Here is an 18,674-nt window from a genome sequence, read left to right as displayed (position 1 = left end):
GCATCGGCAAGCTGCGCCACCCCGTCGTCGCGGGCTGACGCTGACAGCACCAGCGCTCCACAACGAACGTCCCGGAAAACCCACATGACAGGCCTCTCCTGAAACCGGGCAGGAGAGGCCTTGCCTTGCAAGAGAAGCAGCCTCGGGCAGCGCCGTTGCCCCCTGACGAATGGCCGAAGCAGGATCCCAGCCACCGCCTTGCGCGTGCGCGTCTGTGCTGTTGTGTTGCCGGGGAAGAAGCCCGCAGCGCTGGCTGCTAGGCCGCTGCTACCGAACTATCGCCCGCTATAGGCCGGGCTTCATGTCATCGGGCCAAGCTACCGAACGGCCTGCCTCCAGGTCCATGCAGACCAGCGTCGCCGTGGCCTCCAGCCGCCTCTCGTCGCCGCAGAACACGTCGGCGAGCAGGTCCACCGAGCTGCGTCCCACGCGCAGCACCGAAAGTCTGAAGTCGAGCAGGTCGCCAAGCTTGCTCGGGCTGAGAAAGGTGGTCTGGATCGACACAGTCGGCAGGCCCAAGCCACGCCGGAGATGCATCTCGGCAAAATCCACGCCGATCTCCTGTGAAAAATAATCCTCGACCGTGGCGTTGAGCATCTCGAAGTAGCGCGGATAAAAAACGATACCGGCTGCATCGACATGGGCGAAGCGCACCAAATGGGTAGAAGTGAAGGTCATCAGTCCGTCTCTTCCTCTGCTGCCAGCGATACCTTCAGGTTCGCCAGCAGCGAATGGAGTGATTGCATGTCGGCAGCGCTCATCTGGCGGAACATGCTGCCGATCCATTTATGGTGCGCCTCGGCGAGCAGCTTGAAATGCTCCCGGCCCTTTCTGGTCATCATCACGATCGTGCGACGCTTGTCCTCGGGCGGGGCCTCGGCGCTAAGATAACCGTCGGATTCCAGCTGGCGAACCAGCACGGTCACGTTGCCGTTCGAAACCAGCAGCAAGCGGGAAAGCTCGCTCATGGTCACCCCGTCAGGATTGCGTTCCAGCGCGGCCAGCACATCGAAGCGCGGCAGCGTCGTGTCGAACTGCTCGATGAAGCGGCGACGCAGGCGCTTCTCGATCGTCATCGAACAGCTCAATAGGCGCAGCAGGACGCGGATGTCCATCCGGCCGGTCAGTTCACCGTCGTGCTTTTCGGGAATCGATATGTTCTGGTCGCCGCTGGACAAGGCCAGATCCTCCTGCTGACTGCCGTACCGCTCACCGAGCCTGAGGCTGCAGAGTGCGTGTCATTTGCGCGAGCCCTAGAGCATAGGCGGGGGGCACGGCAATCTTCTGCCCCGATCGTGCCGCCGCGCGCATGGTCCAGGACGGGTCCGCCAGATGCGGACGGCCCAACGCGACAAGATCCGCCCGGCCTGCAGCCAGGATCGAGTTGACATGATCGGCCTCGTAAATGTTGCCCACGGCGATGGTGGCGCAACCCGCCTCATTGCGGATCTGGTCCGAAAACGGCGTCTGGAACATGCGACCGTAGACCGGGCGGGCCGAAGCGGCTGTTTCGCCCGCAGAGACGTCGACGATGTCGGCTCCTGCGTCCTGGAACGCGGCGGCGATCCGGACGGCCTCGTCGGGGGTAACGCCGGCGCTGCCGACCCAGTCGTTCGCAGAAATCCGGACGGCAAGGGGGAGGGCTTCACCCCATGCATCACGCATCGCACAAAAGACCTCGAGCGGATAGCGCAGCCGGTTTTCCAGCGACCCGCCGAATTCATCGTCGCGGTGGTTCAGCACGGGCGAGATGAAGCTCGACAGCAGGAAGCCGTGGCCGGCCTGGAGTTCGATCATGTCGAAGCCGGCGGCCTTGGCTCGAGCCGTGGCTGCGACGAAGTCTGCAATGACCGCGTTCATGTCCGACCGGCTCATCGCGCGCGGCACCTGGCTGCCGGGCTTGTAGGGAAGGGATGATGCCGCAATCAGCGGCCAAGCGGCTTCCTGCAGCGGCCGGTCAGGCTGGACGTGGCCTGCTTCGGTTGCGCCACGTGCGCCGGCATGGCCGAGCTGGACGCAGATCTTCGCCTCAGAGTTGGCGTGGGCAAACGCCACGATCTTCTTCCATGCCTCGGCCTGCTGGTCATTCCACAGACCGGGGCAATGCGGCGTGATCCGGCCGGTCTCGCTGACCGCAGTCATCTCGGTCACCACCAGTCCGGCACCGCCCATGGCCCTTGCCCCGTAATGGACCATATGGAAATCGCCTGGCACGCCATCTTCGTCCGCCGAGTAAGTGAGGATTGGCGAGACCACTACGCGGTTGGCAATTGTCAGGTTGCGCAGCAGCAGCGGCGCAAACATGGGTTCGGCGGGGCGGTTGCCCGGCTCGACCCCGGACTGGCGCTGGAACCACTGCTCCACTTCGGCCAGCCATGCCGGATCACGCAGCCGCAGGTTTTCATGGCTTACACGCTGGGAACGGGTCAGCAGCGAATAGGCGAACTGCTTGGGTGCGAAATCGATATAGCGGTCCAGCGTCTCGAACCATTCGGTGGAGTTACGCGCAGAATTCTGGATCTTCAGCACCTCGGTATGACGCTCGGCGCGATATTCCTCCAGCGCGGCCGCCATGCTCTCGCGATCGTGGGCAACGTGCGGACGGCTCATCACTTCGGCCAGCTTGATCGCATCTTCCAAGGCCAGCTTGGTGCCCGATCCGATCGAGAAGTGCGCTGTGTGCGCAGCGTCCCCGAGCAGGACGACGTTGTCGAACGACCAGCGCTCGCACAGGATGCGGCGGAAATTTATCCATGCCGCAGAGCCACGCAGGTGGCCCGCGTTGGTCAGCAATGGTTCGCCATCAAGGTGACGGGCAAAAATCCGCTCGCAGGCCGCAATTGCATCGGCCTGCTCCATCGTGTCGAAGCCAAGCCCGCGCCATGTAGCTTCCGAGCATTCGACGATGAAGGTCGAGCGCGTCTCGTCGAAGCGATAGGCATGAGCCCAGATCCAGCCCGCCTCGGTCTTCTCAAAAATGAAGGCAAAGGCATCGAACAGCTTTGCCGTACCGAGCCAGATGAACTTGTTGGCGCGGGTCTGGATGTTCACGTCGAAGCGGTCTTCGTAATGGCTGCGGATGCGGCTGTTGATCCCATCCGAAGCCACGATCAGATCATAGTCCGACCATTGGGAGAGGTCGGCATCGAACTCGGTTTCGAACTCCAGCCGCACGCCCAATTCGCGCGCGCGATCCTGCAGGATGTTCAGCAGGCGCTTGCGCCCGATGCCGATGAACCCATGCCCGCCCGAGCGTTCAACATGGTCACCCACGACCACTTCGATATCATCCCAATGCGCAAATTCGGCCTGGATCGTTGCGGCACTGACGGGATCATTGCTGCGCAGGTTCTCAAGGGTCTGGTCGGAGAAGACCACGCCCCAGCCGAACGTGTCGCCGGCCTTGTTGCGCTCCACGACCACGACATCATGGCCGGGATCACGCAGCTTCAATGAGATGGCGAAATAAAGGCCGGCTGGGCCACCGCCGAGACATGCGACTCTCATCTACCATACTCCCATATTTCAAACTTAAAATAAATGGCCAGTTGCACGCCTTTCCGGCGTCAATTCCCACAATTCCAAGTCCCCGTTGCAGCCATCGTCGGGACTCATTCGTTTTAAACTTGAACTAATCGTATCCGGCTGTCCAGTGCCACGTTGCCAAGCCTGTGCTCAATTCTCGCCCAGATTATCGTAGAGCAGGTTGAGGAGGTCGATCAGCTGCGCAAAATCCCTGGCAGACAGGTTGCGTATCACCTTGTGATAGGTGGGCGAAGTCACTTGCCGCGCCTGCGCAAGCTTCGCTTCACCGTCTTTGGTCAGGAGCACCTCAGTCACCCGCGCATCGCGCTTGCTTGGGGCGAGGCGGACAAGGTTCGCCGCGGCCATGCGCTGCACGATCCGCGTCATGGTCGAAAGAGGGATCACTGCGGAGTCGGCAATGTCGCGCACGCCACGTGGGTTTTCCTCGCCCAGGATCATCAGCACCCGCCAGCAAGGAATATCCAGTCCGATATCCCGCAGCGCGGCCTCAATCACCGCGTTGTAGCGGCTGGCAAGCCGGTTCACGAGGTAGAACGGGTAGGAGGCGACCTGAAAGGCAGGGGTTCCAGGGTCGCCAAGAAGCCGCTTGTCCAAAACGAAATTTCCTCCGGTTTCGCGTCCCTTACATTCTCTTGTGGATGAACACAACGTGCATATGCAACTTTTTTGGTTGCACGTGCACGTAAATCTGGCACAGTCGGCATGTCCTTGCCTCTTCGGGGAGAGAATCATGTCGGGAACCACGCTCACCCAGTTCGCCGCCGCCGTCAGCAGCGGTGCCATCAAGACTATCGACCTGACGCAGACCCTGTCGGAAGACACCCCGGTTCTCGTCCTGCCCGAGCCGTTCGGCCAGACTGCCGCCTTCAGCCGCCAGGAAATCTCCTGCTATGATGAGCGCGGCGTTGCATGGCATTGGAACAACTTCACCACGGGCGAACACACCGGCACCCATTTCGATGCGCCGGTCCACTGGGTTACCGGCAAGGACCTTCCCGAGAACACGGTCGATACCATTCCGCCCGTGCGCTTTACGGGGCAAGCCGTGGTGATCGACGCGTCGGCAGAAGCCGCCGCCGACGCTGATTTTGTCCTCACCGCAGAATTCATCCGGGCCTGGGAGGCAGCACATGGCGCCATTCCCGCAGGCTGCTGGGTACTGCTTCGCACCGACTGGTCCAAGCGTTCTGGCGATGCATACACCAACCGACGCGAGGATGGTGCCCACACGCCGGGGCCTGATCCCGAAGCCATCCGATACCTGATCGAGACGCGCCGCATCCTCGGCTTTGGCGTGGAGACAATTGGCACCGATGCTGGCCAAGCGCACTTGATGGACCCGCCTTACCCTGCGCACACACTGCTCCACGGCGCGGGTCTCTATGGCTTGCAGTGTCTGGAGAACCTCGATCTCCTGCCGCCGACCGGTGCTTTCATCGTCGCTGCGCCGCTCAAGATCGCGGGCGGCTCCGGCAGTCCCTTGCGCGTTCTCGCGTTCGTCGAGGGCTGATCCATGGCTGAGAGGTCGTTCAAGAAGGAAGTCGAGAAGCTGCGCCTCGGCGCTGGCGAACATTTTGAGGGTGAGGGCATCCTAGCCGTCACCAAGGCGCTGCTGCAGGCTGGTGTCGCCTATGTCGGCGGCTACCAGGGCTCACCCATCAGCCACCTTATGGACGTATTTGCCGATGCAGATCCTTTGCTGCGGGAACTGGGCGTCCACTTCGAATCCAGCGCCAACGAGGCTGCTGCCGGGGCCATGTTGGCTGCATCGGTCAACTATCCTCTTCGTGGCGCGGTCGCGTGGAAGTCTGTTGTCGGGACCAATGTCGCATCCGATGCGCTATCCAACCTGGCCTCGGGCGGCGTCACTGGCGGTGCCCTCATCATCATCGGCGAGGACTATGGCGAGGGCTCTTCGATCATGCAGGAGCGCACCCACGCTTTTGCCATGAAATCGCAGATGTGGCTGCTTGATCCTCGGCCGAACCTGCCAACGATGGTGGACATGGTGGAAAAGGGCTTTGAGCTCTCCGAGGCTTCGAACACGCCGGTGATGATCGAAATGCGCGTGCGCAGCTGCCACATGACCGGAAGTTTCGTTGCAAAGGACAACAAACGTCCGCCGATGACGGTGGGTGACGCCGCGCAAGCTCCCACACGCGATCTTGACCGGATTGTGTTGCCGCCGGCCATCTTCCTGCACGAAGTCGAGAAGGTCGAGAAGCGCTGGCCCGCCGCGCAGGCCTTTGTCCGTAACAACTGCCTCAACGAATGGTTCGGCCCGGAACGGGATGATATCGGGATCATCGTTCAGGGCGGACTGTTCAACACGCTCAACCGCGCCCTCGAGCTTGCCGGCCTGTCCGATGCCTGGGGTGGTGCAAAGCTGCCGATCTATTGCCTCAACGTAGTCTATCCGCTGGTTGCCGACGAGGTCGTGGAGTTCTGCACAGGCAAGAAGGCGGTCCTCATCCTGGAGGAAGGCCAGCCCGAATTCATCGAGCATGAACTGAACACGATCCTGCGCCGGGCGGATCTGGACACGCGCCTTGTCGGAAAAGATGTTCTGCCGCGCGCTGGAGAGTATTCGGGGCAAGTGATCGGAGACGGGCTTGCCCGGTTCCTCGACCAATGGTCACCCGAGCGCGCGCCAGCCCGTCAGATGGCTGTGCCGGTGGAGCCCGAACTCGCCGTGAATGTGCCGGCGCGTCCGGCCGGGTTTTGCACCGGCTGTCCGGAAAGGCCGATCTTCTCAGCGATGAAGCTGGTCCAGCGCGAGCTCGGCCAACTCCACGTTTCGGCCGACATTGGGTGTCATCTCTTCTCAATCCTGCCGCCGTTCCATATCGGCAATACCACGATGGGATATGGCCTTGGCACGGCAGGCGCTTCCGCGTTCAGGCCCAATGCCGGAGGCAAGCGCGCGGTGGCGATGATGGGCGATGGCGGCTTCTGGCACAACGGCCTCACATCGGGCATCGGCAATGCGGTTTTCAACCAGGATGATACCGTGACCATCGTTGTGGATAACGGCTATTCGGCGGCCACCGGGGGGCAGGACATCCTTTCCTCGCGCGCGAACAACGATATCCGCACTACCAATCATCCCATCGAAAAGGCTGTGCGCGGGATGGGCGTGCGATGGGCGCGCACATTGACCCGCACTTACGACGTTGCCCGCTTGCGCGATACGTTGCGTGAAGCCCTGACCTCGCCGGAGAAGGGCCCCAAGGTCATCGTCGCGCAGTCCGAATGCATGCTCAACAAGCAGCGCCGGATCAAGCCGCAGCTGGCCAAGGCGGCCAGTGAAGGCAAGCGCGTGGTGCGCGAACGCTTTGGCGTCGATGCCGATACCTGCACCGGGGATCACGCCTGCATCCGCCTATCCGGCTGCCCTTCGCTGAGCATCCGGCCCAATCCGGATCCGCTGCGTCAGCATCCAGTCACCCACATCGACAACAGCTGCGTGGGATGCGGCAATTGCGGCGAAGTCGCCCATGCTGCGGTGCTGTGTCCCTCATTCTGGAAGGCCAGAATCATTACCAATCCGCGCCGGTGGGAACGCGTTGCAGCAAAGGCGCGCAATTGGATCATCGGGGCTCTGCAGCGCAGCCACGCGCGTACCTTGGCAGCAAGGGCATTCTGATGGAAATCTTCAATCAACACCGCGATCGCATTACCATCGCCATTCTCGCCCTGGGGGGCGAAGGCGGCGGCGTGCTCGCTGACTGGATACAAGTCGTCGCCCGGCAGAACGGTTATGTCGCGCAGGGCACGTCCGTTCCCGGCGTTGCCCAGCGCACCGGCTCGACCGTCTATTACATCGAACTCGCCCGTATAGGCGCCGCAGGTGGAAACCGGCCCGATCCTGTGCTGGCGATGATGCCAGTGCCGGGCGATGTCGACATCGTGATCGCATCGGAGCTGATGGAAGCGGGCAGGGCGATCCTGCGCGGCTTTGTCAGTAAGGACCGGACCACGTTGATCGGTTCGACGCACCGCGTCTATGCCATCTCGGAAAAGTCCGCGCTGGGTGACGGGACCGGCGCCAATGCGCGCATTCTCGATGCGGCAGAGCGCCGCGCGGCCCGGTTCATCGGCTTCGACATGGCGGAAGCGGCCCAGTCTGCGGGCAGCGTAATCAGCTCGGTCATGTTCGGGGCACTGGCCGGCAGCGGCTCTCTGCCGTTCTCCCGTGAAGCCTTCGAAGACGCCGTGCGGCACGGGGGCAAGGCGGTGGCCGCCAACCTGAAGGGCTTCGCCTGCGGATTCGATGCTGCCGGTCGTAGCAACCCGGCACCAGCCGAGGCCACAGGTCCGCGTGCACCAACCACTCCGGCTGGGCGTGCGCTGCACGATCGCCTGGGCCGCTCCCTGCCCGAAGACGCCCATCCACTAGCCACGGAAGGCGTCGCCAGGCTGATGGAATGGCAGGATGCGCGCTATGCCGAACTCTATCTTGATCGGGTTGAGGACCTGGCCCGCATTTCCCCGGCGCTGGCAGCTCCGGCTGCGCGTCATCTTGCACTGTGGATGGCTTACGACGATCCAATCCGCGTGGCTGATCTCAAGATCCGCGCAACCCGCAGCGCACATATTGCGCGGGAAGTGCGAGTAGGCAGCGGGCAACTGCTCCGCGTGACCGAATACATGCATCCTCGCCTCCAGGAAGTGTGTGAAACGCTGCCGCGTCGCATCGGTTCACGCATTCTTGCCAGCGACGGATGGCGCCGCCGGCTTGCGCCCTTCTTCGCGCGCGGTCGCCATGTTGAAACCACCGGTCTGCGCTGGTTCATCGTGCTGCGCCTGCTAGCAGCGTTGCGGCCGCTTCGCCGCGGCAGTCTGCGCTACGCCATGGAGCAGGAGCGCATTGGCCGCTGGCTGAACCTTGTCCGCGATGTTGCGCGCAGCGATGCCGATGCTGCGGTCGAGATCCTCGGCTGCCAGGCATTGGTGAAGGGCTATTCTGATACTTTCGAGCGCGGCATCGCCAATCTCGAAACAATCTTGTCCTTGGTTGAAAGCCATATCATCGGCGCACCGGATGCTGCGGCGAAGATCGCCTTGCTCCGCGATGCTGCGCTCAAGGATGAAGAAGGAAAAGCTCTGGGCTGCGCAGTTTCTCAAGTGGTGCCGACGCGCGCGGCTTCGTGAAAAGCACCGCACTGGGCGAACAATCGCAGCACTGGCCGCATATCCCTGCACAACCACTCGCACCTATCCTCATCCCACAACGATCTTTTGGGGATGAAGAATGGTTCGCAGAATCGGAATCATCGGCGGCGGTATTGCAGGGCTCGTCACCGCCAAGACGCTCAGGCAGTTCGGCCACGACGTCATGGTCTTCGAAAAGGAAAGCGAGGTCGGTGGCGTATGGGCTTCGTCGCGGCGCTATCCAGGGCTTACCACGCAGAACCCGCGTGAAACCTACGCCTTTGCCGATTTCCCGATGCCATCATCCTATCCGGAATGGCCGTCGGGCACGCAGATGCAGGCCTATCTTGAATCCTACGTGGATCACTTCGGCTTCCGCAGCGCTATCCGGCTCGGCTCGCAGGTGCTCAATGTGGCGCCGGCAGGGCCTCGCTGGCGCATTGCGGTGCGCGATGTGGAAACCGGTGGGGAGAGTGACCAGATCGTCGATGTCGTGATCGTCTGCAACGGCATTTTCTCCATCCCGTCGATTCCGCAGTTCCCCGGAAGCGATGCTTTCAGGAACGCAGGCGGGCAGATCCTGCATACGAGCGAATTCACCGACATCGATCTCGTCAATCGCCGCCACGCCCTTGTGATCGGTTATGGCAAGTCCTCGTGCGATGCGGCCGTCGCAATTGCGCGGACCGCCGCCTCCACCCGCGTTGTCGCCCGTCATCTTATCTGGAAGATTCCGAAGAAAATCGGGAACGTCGTCAATTTCAAGCACCTCTTCCTCAATCGGATGGGCGAAGGGCTCTTCCGCTACATCAACGTGCGCGGCTTCGAGCGCTTCCTGCACGGCCCAGGTCTGCCCTTGCGCAACAGCATGCTCGGCACCGTGCAGGGCATCATCAGCCGGCAGCTCGGCCTCAGGCGCATCGGCCTTGAACCGGCGGGCAAGCTTGAAACAATCGCCCGTTCGACGGTCAGCCTCGTCACCGATGGCTTCTACGAAGGTGTTGCTGATGGCTCGATCGGTTTCTCCAATGGCGAAATCGTCGAGCTGACAGCCGGTGAAGCAAGGCTCAGCGATGGCAGCACGGTACCTGCCGACGTGATCGTGTGCGGCACTGGCTGGCACCAGCGCTGCGACTTCCTGGCGCCCGAGGTCCTTGCCAAGGTAACCGATAAGAGGGGGAACTTCCGCCTATATCGCTCGGTCGTGCCGGTCGGCGTGCCGGGGCTGCTCTTCAACGGGTATAATTCGTCGTTCTTCAGCCAGCTCAACGCCGAAGTCGGAGCCCTCTGGATCGCCGACTTCCTCGGTGGCGGGATCAGGCTGCCAAGCGAGGCGGAGCAGAATGCCTATGTGGACAGCCGTCTCGCCTGGATGGAGGCCCGGACCGATGGCAAGCACAGCAAGGGCACCAACATCATCCCGTTCTCGATCCACCACATCGACGAGCTGCTTCATGAGATGAAGCTGCAGCTGCCGCTGCTCATGAGGCTCAAGCACTGGTTCGTGGCGATCGATGCTGCGGACTACGGCGGCTTGCTGCCGCGGCTTATGAAACGCCATGGAGTTCCGGCAAAGCGCCCGGCAGCTTCCGCCGCCCGCAATACCGCCCACGCCTGACAGGAGGATAACCGATGGGACAGCTTACCGGGAAAGTAGCAATCGTCACCGGCGGTGCCGCCTCGATCGGCGCAGCGATCAGCCGGAAGCTTCACGGCGAGGGCGCGCACGTGGTCATTGCGGCCCGCTCTGAAGCAAAGGGACGGGCGATCGAGGCAGAACTGGGCAAAGGAGCCCTGTTCATGCAGACCGACATCACCGATGACAGCGCGTTGGAGGCCCTCGTCGCCAGGGCGGTATCGGAGTTCGGCCGGCTCGACGTGGTGGTCAACAACGCCTGCTCCTATGGCGACGAAGGCCCTGCCACACCGCGTGCCGTCTGGCTTGACACGCTCAACGTAAACGCCGTTTCCGCCGCCATCCTCGGCGAACTGGCCCGGCCTCACCTCGCGGCTGTCGGCGGCAATATCGTCAACATCGGCTCGATCTCGGGCCGCTTCGCTCACGTCGGCCGCTGGGCCTATCCGGTTTCAAAGGCCACGCTGGCGCACCTCACGCGGGCGCAGGCGCTCGAGTATGCTGCTGAACGCATCCGGGTGAACATGGTCACGCTCGGCCATATCTGGTCAGATCCGTTCGATGGCCTGACTACCGGCGATCGCGCCCATGCCGACAAGGTTTCGGCGGACCTCAATCTGCTGGGGCGGGTTGCCGATGCCGAGGAGGTGGCCAGTGTGGTCGCGTTTGTCGCTTCTGATGCCGCCAGCTACATGACCGGCAGCGAAACCGCGGTTGATGGTGGCTATAGCGTTCTGGGGCCTGAGCGGCGCATTCCGTTGATGCCCTTGCTCGCCGGCCAGGGTTGAGCGGGCGATGGGCGCGGATAGGGCGGCGGATGCCGATTTCGTCATAGTCGGCAGCGGCATCAACGCCCTTGTCTGCGGTGCGGCGCTGGTGCTGCGCGGGCACAGCGTGTTGATGCTGGAGCGCGAGGACCAGCCCGGCGGCTGCATCCGCACCGAGGAGCTGACGCTTCCCGGGTTCCGCCACGATACGCTTTCCACGCTTTACCCATTGTTCCTGACCGCGCCGCACTATGCGGAGCTGGGGCCCGAGCTGGCGCGCCATGGCCTCGTCTTTCGCAACAGCCCGACGCCGACTGCCGTGGTCCGTCCCGATGGTGCGAGCCTGATCTTCCGGACTGATCGCGCCGCCAACACTGCCGCCCTTGAGGCCTGCGCGCCAGGCGATGGAGACGCTTATGCCCGCGCAATGGCCGAAGTCGAGCGGATAGCGCCGCTGGTGTTCGGTCTGCTAGGTGGCCGGTTGTGGTCATGGCAGACGATAAGGCTGCTGCTCGGCGAGGCGCGGCGGCAAGGCATTCGCGGCCTTGCGCGCACCTTCGGCCTGATGCTGCGCTCATCGCGTGCATGGCTGGAGCAGGATTTTCGCGCTGGCCTCTCGCGCGGTCTGTTCGCGCCGTGGGTGCTGCATGTGGGCCTCTCTCCCGAAAGCACGGCATCGGCCCTGATGAACCGGCTGGTGCTCTTCTCGCTCGAGGCAGTCGGCAGCCCGATGGTGGAAGGCGGCAGCGCGCGCATTGTTGAAGCCTTTGCCGGTCTGATTGCTGAAAAGGGTGGTCGGATTCGGACCGGGACCGACGTGGAACGCGTGCTGGTGGAAGGCGGCCGTGCGCGCGGCGTGCGACTGCGCGGCGGCGAGGTGCTTCGTGCGCGCAAGGCGGTGATCGCCTCGGTAACGCCAACGCAGCTCTACGAACGATTGCTGGTCGAGGCGCCGGTGGACGATGCGGCACGCGAGGAGGCCGGTGCGTTCCGTTATGGCCGGGGCGAAATGCAGATTCACCTTGCGCTGTCCGAGCCGCCTGCCTGGCCGGACCCTGCCCTGCAGAACGTGGCGATGCTGCACCTGACGCCGGGTCTCGACGCCGTTTCTCGCGCGGTCAACGAAGCCGAGCGTGGTCTCCTGCCGGCGGATGCGACGATCGTGGTGGCGCAGCCAGTCGCCGTCGATCCCACGCGCGCGCCTGAGGGCAAATGGATCTTCTGGATCCAGCTTCAGGAGCTGCCGCGTGATGGCTGCCTGACAGGCGATGCGCTGGGCGAGATTGCCATCCCGGAAGACGGTCATTGGACCGAGGCTGTGCGTGAGGCCTATGCCGACCGTATCGTCGACCGGCTTTGCATGCTGATCCCTAACCTTCGCGAAAGCATTCTGGCGCGGCATGCGATCAGCCCGGCGGACTTGCAGCGACTGAACATCAACCTTGTCGGCGGTGATCCCTATGGCGGTGATTGTGCGCTCGACCAGTTCATGGTGTGGCGACCGGGCGCAACGCCGGCCAATCATGCCACGGCAGTTCCCGGCCTTTACCAGATCGGCGCCTCGACCCACCCGGGGCCCGGGCTGGGAGGCATGTCGGGGTATATGGTCGCCAAGCTGCTGGGGTGATCAGAAAGACGCATTGCCCGCATATGCCGCGCAGCCACTGCATAGTCCGCCCGCCGCCGATTGCTTCTACTTGCACGTAATTTCCGCCCACAGAGGACGGGATGCAATCGGGGAAAATCGGTGATGCAAGATCTCAAGCACGTATCGATGCTGGCAGTAACGCTGGCGCTTTGTGCGGTTTCCGGCACAGGCTATGCCCAGGAAGCGGAGGCTGGCAGCGGAGCAGTTCCCGCCACAGCCACCCAGCAGCAGAATGCTGCGGGCGACAGCCGTGTCGATGCACTTTCCGGCGAAATCACCGTGACAGCGCGCAAGTTCGAGGAAAAGGCACAGGCGGTTCCGTTGGCGATCTCGGCCTTTTCCGGCAAGGCGCTTGAAGCGCGTGGGCTGGACAACATCAACGGCGTGGCAACATTCACGCCGAACATGACCTTCCAGAGCAATCCGAGCTTCGGCGGCGCCAGTTCTTCCGCCGCGATCTACATTCGCGGCATCGGGCAAAAGGAATTCCTGCCGACTACAGAGCCGGGCGTGGGCGTCTATGTCGATGGCGTCTATGTGGCGCGTTCGGTGGGTGCCATGCTCGATCTGGTCGATGTCGACCGGGTCGAGGTTCTGCGCGGCCCGCAGGGCACCCTGTTCGGCCGCAACACGATCGGCGGCGCGTTGAGCCTGACGACGAAGAAGCCAAGTGACCGCCGTGAGATGTCTGGCCAGGTCACCACGGGGCGATTTGACCGCATCGACGCCAAGGTCATGGCCAACCTGCCGCTGACCAATACGCTGGCGTTGCGCGTTTCAGGCGCGAGCATGATGCGAGACGGCTATGTGCAGCGGGTGGTCGACAACAAGGACCTGGGCAATGTGAATACCAAGACCGGGCGCTTGCAGCTTCGCTGGAACGCGGCGCCAAACCTTGAGATCAACCTGTCGGTCGATGGTACGGAGGAGCGCAACAATGGACCGGCTCTCACGCTCAAGGGCGTGGACTTGCGCTCGGCGATCTTCAATCCCTCCAATCTGCCGATGCTTCCCCCCGGCAGCCCGCCAACCGCAGGCAGTTATGTCATCAATCCGCCCTTCGATGCGCCGGTCGACAATTTTGCGCTGCTGAACAACTATGTTGCGACGTTCCTTGGCGGTCAGAACTGCCTGGGTTTCGCGCCCTACAGCCCCACCGGGTCGGCAGCGGCATGTTATGACGACCGCTATGCCAGCGTGACCCAGGACTTCGGCACGGCACCGCAGTATTCGCGCAATCGCATCTGGGGGGCGAGCGGCAACATCGACCTCGATCTGGGTCCGGTGCAGTTGAAGTCGATCACGGCCTATCGCCGCCTTGACGGAACGTTCTCACGCGATGGCGACCATTCGCCGATCCTCGTAAGCCAGTTCTATGACCAGCTGACCGACAAGCAGTTCAGCCAGGAGCTGCAGCTGCTGGGCCGCGGCATGGGCGGCAGTCTCAAGTACGTGGCCGGGCTGTACTACTTCAGCGAAACCGGCAACAACATCAACATACTGGACTTCACCCCGGTTTATTTCCAGTCGGGTGGAAAGTTTTCGACCAAGAGCTACGCAGCCTTCGGCCAGGCGACCTACTCGTTCGGGGGGGTGTTCGATATCACTGCCGGCCTGCGCTATACCAAAGACGACAAGGCGTTCCTGCCCGACCAGACGATCTTCACTGACCGCACCCCGGGGCAACAGTTGATCAACGGCAGCCCGAACACCCCGCAGACGCGCATTCTGCCCTATGTGCGGGTGAAACGCAGCGAGAGCGACGTGACGCCCATGGTCAACCTTGCCTGGCACATCACGCCGGACTCAATGGTCTACGCCTCGTTCTCGCAAGGGTTCAAGTCAGGCGGCTTTGTGCAGCGCGTGTTCCCGCCGCTGGCCGCAACGCCCGAATTCGCCGCGGAGAAGGCGACAGCTTATGAAGCTGGCTTCAAGACCCAGTTGCTGGATCGCAAGCTGACAATCAATGGTGCGGTGTTCCTGACCAAGTATGACAATCTGCAGGTCCAGGTGTTCACCGGTGTCGCTCCGGTCACCAAGAACGCAGCGGCGGCCGAGATCAAGGGTGCCGAACTGGAAGTGCGGCTTTCGCCGGGTAATGGCTGGTTCGTGGAGGGCAGCGCCGGTTTCCTTGACCCGCGCTACACCAGCATCGATCCCGCCGCGACCGAGATCACCAAGGCTTCGCGCTTCGAGCGCATATCCAAATGGACGGTAAGTGCATCGCTGCTCAAGAGCATTCCTATCGGCGAGAGCGAATTAACCCCGCGTATCGATTGGTCTTATCGCTCGGGGCAGTTCATGGACGCTCTCAACACACGGGAAATCCTTCAGCCGGGTTATTCGCTGGTGAATGCCAGCATTGCCTATGACTTCCCGGGCAAGCGGCTCAGCCTTACCGGCGGCGTGACCAACCTTACGGACGAACGTTATCTCGACAGCGGCATCTACGGAACCTCGTTCCGCAGCTATGAGACGCTCTATGCGCGTCCGCGCGAATGGTATGTCTCGCTGAAGTGGAAAATCTGAGGCCGCATCACCGGCGGCTTTCCCAAGAAGGATTTGCATTCTGAAGCAGTAATGACACAATCGTGGGTGCGGCGTGCTTCGTACGCCGCACCTGTCAGGAGAAGGTATGACAGTGGTTCCCAGCCCGCTACAGGCCTTCAGTCGGCTCTCATCGAACGACGTGGATTTCGTTCGAGACAGCGTGGCAAAGGTCTTCTGCTCGCACCAGCTTGAGCCGCAAACTGGTGTACGGGAACTCAAGGCCTGGCAGAATAGTGTGCCGCTTGCGAAAAGTACGGTCAGCGTAATGAGTTACGGGGCACCTGTAACCATCGATCCGGGTTACCTTGAGACATTCTACCTGATGATGCTGCCATTTTCCGGCCGTGCCGAGATCATGGCAGGTGATCGCACTTTCGTGTCTGACCAGCATACCGGCAGCCTGCTCAACCCCGATCAGTCCGTGCGGATGAACTGGGAAGGAGACTGTGCCAAGCGCATGGTGCGAATCGAGCGTACCGCGATGGAGCAGCAACTCTCTCGCCTGCTGGACCGACCACTGCGCCAGCCGCTGCGGTTCGACCCGGTGATGCGCATGGATTCGCGCGCGATGGTCTGGTGGCGCTATGTCGGTCTTCTAATCGACGAATTGGACTCGCTCGGCCCGCAATCTTCAAAGACAGCAACCGTCAGCCAGCTGGAATCTCTGCTGATGACCAGTGTGCTCGAAGTCCAGCCACACAACTACAGCGAGGCGCTCTCCCAGCCGCGCGGAGCGATCGCACCCCGCCACGTTCGGTTGGTGGAACGCTATATCGAAGCGCATGCACATGAGCCGATCGACCTGACGCGCCTGATCGAGGTGAGCGGGGTCAGCGCGCGGTCTCTGTTCGACGGTTTCCATCGCTTTCGCGGTACATCACCGATGGCGTACCTGCGCAGCGTGCGGCTGAAGGGGGTGCGCGATACATTGCTCAGCGGCCCTGTCGGCAAAACGGTTTCGGAGATCGCCACCGAATGGCAGTTCTTCGAACTGGGCCGCTTTGCCGGGCTATACCGCCAGTGCTATGGCGAGACACCGTCGCAAACCTTGCGCAGTGCCACCCGTTGATCGGCAGGATATCGACATGGTGACGTTCTGCGGTTGCAGCAAGGCTTGCTGCAAGCGGCCAGCTCGATCCTGATCAGAAGCAATGGAACCTTCGCACTGAAGGTGTGGGGAATGAAGGTTGCCGCTCGGTCATCGACGAGATCTGATCAGGCAGATCACCGGCCTTGCGGAACGACACCATCTGAAGAATGCGCAGAATTGCGGTCGGTGGTGCTGGAACGCGACTGATCATTGGCTCTGAGGGGGCACCACCAATGACATTGCGGTTCGCCGATCAGCCGCTAGCGTAGCGGCCATGAAGAACCTGCTCCTTGCCGCGTCCGCCACGCTTTCGCTGATCGCCACCACTGCCCGGGCAGATGACATCGCCGCGCAGATCCGGGCCGACATGCCGGGCCTGATGGCCACCTATCGCGATCTGCACCAGAACCCTGAGCTGAGTTTTCAGGAAGTACGCAGCGCCGCCATCCTGGCCACGGCGGCGCGCAAGGCGGGTTTTGAAGTGACGGAGAAGGTGGGCAAGACCGGCGTCGTGGCGGTGCTGCGCAACGGGCCGGGGCCAACCGTGCTGATCCGTGCAGACATGGATGGCCTGCCTGTGGTGGAGCAGACCGGGCTGCCCTTTGCCAGCAAGGCGCGGGGCGTTTCCACCGCCGGGGTGGAAAGCGGGATCATGCACGCCTGCGGACACGATACGCACATGACCGCATGGATCGAGACCGCGCGGCTGCTGGCGAGCCACCGCAAGGACTGGCAGGGTACGCTGGTGATGATCGGCCAGCCGGCCGAGGAGATCAACAGCGGGGCCGACGCGATGCTGGCCGACGGACTGCTGACGCGCTTTCCCAAGCCGGACTACACCATCGCCTTTCACGACAGCGCCAGTCTGCCTTCAGGAACGGTGGGTGTGCGGGCGGGCTTTGCGCTGGCCAATGTGGACATGATCGACCTGACGGTGAAGGGGTTGGGCGGGCACGGCGCCTATCCGCAGCTGACCAAGGACCCGATCGTGCTGGCCAGCGCCATCGTGATGCGTCTGCAAACGCTGGTCAGCCGCGAGAACAGCCCGTTCGACCCGGCGGTGGTGACCGTGGGCGCATTTCACGCCGGGGCCAAGCACAACATCATTTCCGACGAGGCGCACCTTCAGCTGACCGTGCGTAGCTATAGCGACGCATCGCGCAAGCTGCTGGTGGATGGCATTGCCCGGATCGCGAAGGGCGAGGCGATTGCGGCGGGCGTGCCCGAAGACCGCATGCCGGTGATGGTGGTGAACGAGCCGCACGGCCACGCGTTGTGGAACACGCCGGCGCTGGCCGAGAAGATGCGCCCGGTGCTGGAGGCGAGCCTTGGCAACGACCGGGTGCGCGAGGTGGGACCGGAAATGGCGGGCGAAGACTTCGGCGAGATTGCCCGGACCGACCCTGAGAACATCCAGAGCCTGATGCTCTGGGTGGGCGGGCGTTCTGCCGAGCAGATCGACTCGGCGGCGAAGGAGGGCAAGGTCCTGCCCGGCCTGCACAGCCCGTTCTGGGCGCCCGAGGCGGACAAGGTGATCGCAACCGGCGCGCAGGCCCTGGTGGCGCAGGCAATGGCTCTGATGCCGAAGGGCTGATGCCTCGGGAGGCTCGACATCAGCGGGGTTTGTTCTGCGATCCTTGACAGGATTGCCCGTGGTTTGCCTGTCAAACCACCGCAGCATCCGGTTCAGTCGGCGTTGTCCGAGCCCGAACGGATCGCGGAAGCATTGGTGAGTGCGGAGATTTCCGCCGAAGAGGGGCGATAAGGCCCCTGCCGCTCCAGCTTGCGGCGCTGGTCATCGAGCTGCCTGAGGTAGGCGGCGCGCTGGGCGGGGCTCATCCGCGCCATCAAGGCCTGATCAGGTGCGATCATCGCCTGCATGGGCAGGGGCTGTGGCACGATGATCCCGCTGCCGCTGTCGCCGACGTTGTCCATCGGACTGCCATAGCCGCCGATGGTGTAGTAGCCGGCTTCGCCTCGCGGGCTGGCCTGGCGCTTGTCCACCAGCTTGGGCTTGGGCTTGGCGGCGTCTGCGGCGCGCTGCCTGTCGGCCTGGACCTTGATGTCTTCAGCCTTGGCAACGACGCCTTCGGGATTATCGGAATCGGCAATGATCGCCACGCCGAGCGAGATCACCAGGGTGGCCGCGGCGAAATGGCGGTAGAGCTTCGGATCGATGCCGAGGAAATGATGCGAGGCGACGGCCATGCCCGCCAAATGCCATGTGGAAGTTAAGGATACGTGATTTCCCTTATTTGGCGAGCATTGGCTGTGGGAAATGCA

14 protein-coding genes are annotated in these 18,674 nt (G+C 62.7%); 9 read left to right on the top strand and 5 right to left on the bottom strand.

Annotated elements, in window-relative coordinates:
• Positions 1-285: 285 nt before the first annotated feature.
• The 4 genes from POM99_RS01810 to POM99_RS01795 all read right to left on the bottom strand — a co-directional run bounded on the left by POM99_RS01810 (position 286) and on the right by POM99_RS01795 (position 4,140).
• Positions 286-678: an acyl-CoA thioesterase gene (locus tag POM99_RS01810; RefSeq protein ID WP_277275060.1), complete on the bottom strand. Its 393-nt coding sequence runs from the start codon at positions 676-678 to the stop codon at positions 286-288.
• Positions 678-1,178, bottom strand: coding sequence for a MarR family winged helix-turn-helix transcriptional regulator (locus POM99_RS01805; RefSeq protein WP_277275059.1), 501 nt, complete (start codon positions 1,176-1,178; stop codon positions 678-680). The genes POM99_RS01810 and POM99_RS01805 overlap by 1 nt, the downstream gene beginning before the upstream one ends.
• Positions 1,179-1,209: 31 nt before the next feature.
• Entirely contained in the window at positions 1,210-3,507 is a 2,298-nt protein-coding gene (locus tag POM99_RS01800) for a bifunctional salicylyl-CoA 5-hydroxylase/oxidoreductase (RefSeq protein WP_277275058.1), read from the bottom strand.
• A gap of 168 nt (positions 3,508-3,675) precedes the next feature.
• Complete coding sequence (locus tag POM99_RS01795; RefSeq protein ID WP_277275057.1) at positions 3,676-4,140, bottom strand: MarR family winged helix-turn-helix transcriptional regulator; 465 nt, start codon at positions 4,138-4,140, stop codon at positions 3,676-3,678.
• A gap of 136 nt (positions 4,141-4,276) precedes the next feature.
• Between POM99_RS01795 and POM99_RS01790 the strand changes: the two genes are divergently transcribed.
• From POM99_RS01790 to POM99_RS01750, 9 genes are all read left to right on the top strand, one after another.
• Positions 4,277-5,056, top strand: a complete 780-nt coding sequence (locus tag POM99_RS01790; protein WP_277275056.1) for a cyclase family protein — start codon at positions 4,277-4,279, stop codon at positions 5,054-5,056.
• A gap of 3 nt (positions 5,057-5,059) precedes the next feature.
• Positions 5,060-7,192 carry a ferredoxin family protein gene (locus POM99_RS01785; RefSeq protein WP_277275055.1) on the top strand — a complete coding sequence of 711 codons (2,133 nt, stop codon included), beginning with the start codon at positions 5,060-5,062 and terminating at the stop codon, positions 7,190-7,192.
• A complete protein-coding gene (locus tag POM99_RS01780; RefSeq protein WP_277275054.1) occupies positions 7,192-8,700 on the top strand; it encodes an indolepyruvate oxidoreductase subunit beta family protein in 1,509 nt (502 codons plus the stop codon). Before POM99_RS01785 ends, POM99_RS01780 begins: the two co-directional genes overlap by 1 nt.
• A gap of 100 nt (positions 8,701-8,800) precedes the next feature.
• The gene (locus tag POM99_RS01775; protein WP_277275053.1) at positions 8,801-10,318 is read left to right on the top strand and encodes a flavin-containing monooxygenase; all 1,518 of its coding nucleotides are present in this window, start codon (positions 8,801-8,803) and stop codon (positions 10,316-10,318) included.
• 14 nt (positions 10,319-10,332) lie between these two features.
• Entirely contained in the window at positions 10,333-11,124 is a 792-nt protein-coding gene (locus POM99_RS01770) for an SDR family oxidoreductase (RefSeq protein WP_277275052.1), read from the top strand.
• A gap of 7 nt (positions 11,125-11,131) precedes the next feature.
• Positions 11,132-12,730: a phytoene desaturase family protein gene (locus tag POM99_RS01765; RefSeq protein ID WP_277275051.1), complete on the top strand. Its 1,599-nt coding sequence runs from the start codon at positions 11,132-11,134 to the stop codon at positions 12,728-12,730.
• A 123-nt stretch (positions 12,731-12,853) separates the two neighbouring features.
• Positions 12,854-15,280, top strand: coding sequence for a TonB-dependent receptor (locus tag POM99_RS01760; protein ID WP_277275050.1), 2,427 nt, complete (start codon positions 12,854-12,856; stop codon positions 15,278-15,280).
• A 106-nt stretch (positions 15,281-15,386) separates the two neighbouring features.
• Positions 15,387-16,370, top strand: a complete 984-nt coding sequence (locus tag POM99_RS01755) for an AraC family transcriptional regulator (protein ID WP_277275049.1) — start codon at positions 15,387-15,389, stop codon at positions 16,368-16,370.
• A 295-nt stretch (positions 16,371-16,665) separates the two neighbouring features.
• Positions 16,666-17,985, top strand: coding sequence for an amidohydrolase (locus tag POM99_RS01750; RefSeq protein WP_277275048.1), 1,320 nt, complete (start codon positions 16,666-16,668; stop codon positions 17,983-17,985).
• A gap of 92 nt (positions 17,986-18,077) precedes the next feature.
• Here POM99_RS01750 and POM99_RS01745 read toward each other — a convergent pair whose 3' ends face one another.
• On the bottom strand, positions 18,078-18,599 hold the full coding sequence (locus POM99_RS01745) for a hypothetical protein (protein ID WP_277275046.1): 522 nt from the start codon (positions 18,597-18,599) through the stop codon (positions 18,078-18,080).
• Positions 18,600-18,674 lie beyond the last annotated feature (75 nt).

The organism is Novosphingobium cyanobacteriorum (assembly GCF_029436685.1).
Classification (GTDB): Bacteria; Pseudomonadota; Alphaproteobacteria; order Sphingomonadales; family Sphingomonadaceae; genus Novosphingobium; species Novosphingobium cyanobacteriorum.
The sequence above is the reverse complement of the archived record's forward strand: the minus strand, read 5'-3'. Positions and strand labels throughout refer to the sequence as shown.

Excerpts from the sequence above, each read along its gene's own strand:
- POM99_RS01810 (WP_277275060.1), bottom strand. The coding sequence starts at position 678 with ATGACCTTCACTTCTACCCATTTGGTGCGCTTCGCCCATGTCGATGCA.
- POM99_RS01800 (WP_277275058.1), bottom strand. The coding sequence starts at position 3,507 with ATGAGAGTCGCATGTCTCGGCGGTGGCCCAGCCGGCCTTTATTTCGCC.
- POM99_RS01790 (WP_277275056.1), top strand. The coding sequence starts at position 4,277 with ATGTCGGGAACCACGCTCACCCAGTTCGCCGCCGCCGTCAGCAGCGGT.
- POM99_RS01785 (WP_277275055.1), top strand. The coding sequence starts at position 5,060 with ATGGCTGAGAGGTCGTTCAAGAAGGAAGTCGAGAAGCTGCGCCTCGGC.
- POM99_RS01780 (WP_277275054.1), top strand. The coding sequence starts at position 7,192 with ATGGAAATCTTCAATCAACACCGCGATCGCATTACCATCGCCATTCTC.
- POM99_RS01775 (WP_277275053.1), top strand. The coding sequence starts at position 8,801 with ATGGTTCGCAGAATCGGAATCATCGGCGGCGGTATTGCAGGGCTCGTC.
- POM99_RS01770 (WP_277275052.1), top strand. The coding sequence starts at position 10,333 with ATGGGACAGCTTACCGGGAAAGTAGCAATCGTCACCGGCGGTGCCGCC.
- POM99_RS01765 (WP_277275051.1), top strand. The coding sequence starts at position 11,132 with ATGGGCGCGGATAGGGCGGCGGATGCCGATTTCGTCATAGTCGGCAGC.
- POM99_RS01760 (WP_277275050.1), top strand. The coding sequence starts at position 12,854 with ATGCAAGATCTCAAGCACGTATCGATGCTGGCAGTAACGCTGGCGCTT.
- POM99_RS01755 (WP_277275049.1), top strand. The coding sequence starts at position 15,387 with ATGACAGTGGTTCCCAGCCCGCTACAGGCCTTCAGTCGGCTCTCATCG.
- POM99_RS01750 (WP_277275048.1), top strand. The coding sequence starts at position 16,666 with ATGAAGAACCTGCTCCTTGCCGCGTCCGCCACGCTTTCGCTGATCGCC.
- POM99_RS01745 (WP_277275046.1), bottom strand. The coding sequence starts at position 18,599 with ATGGCCGTCGCCTCGCATCATTTCCTCGGCATCGATCCGAAGCTCTAC.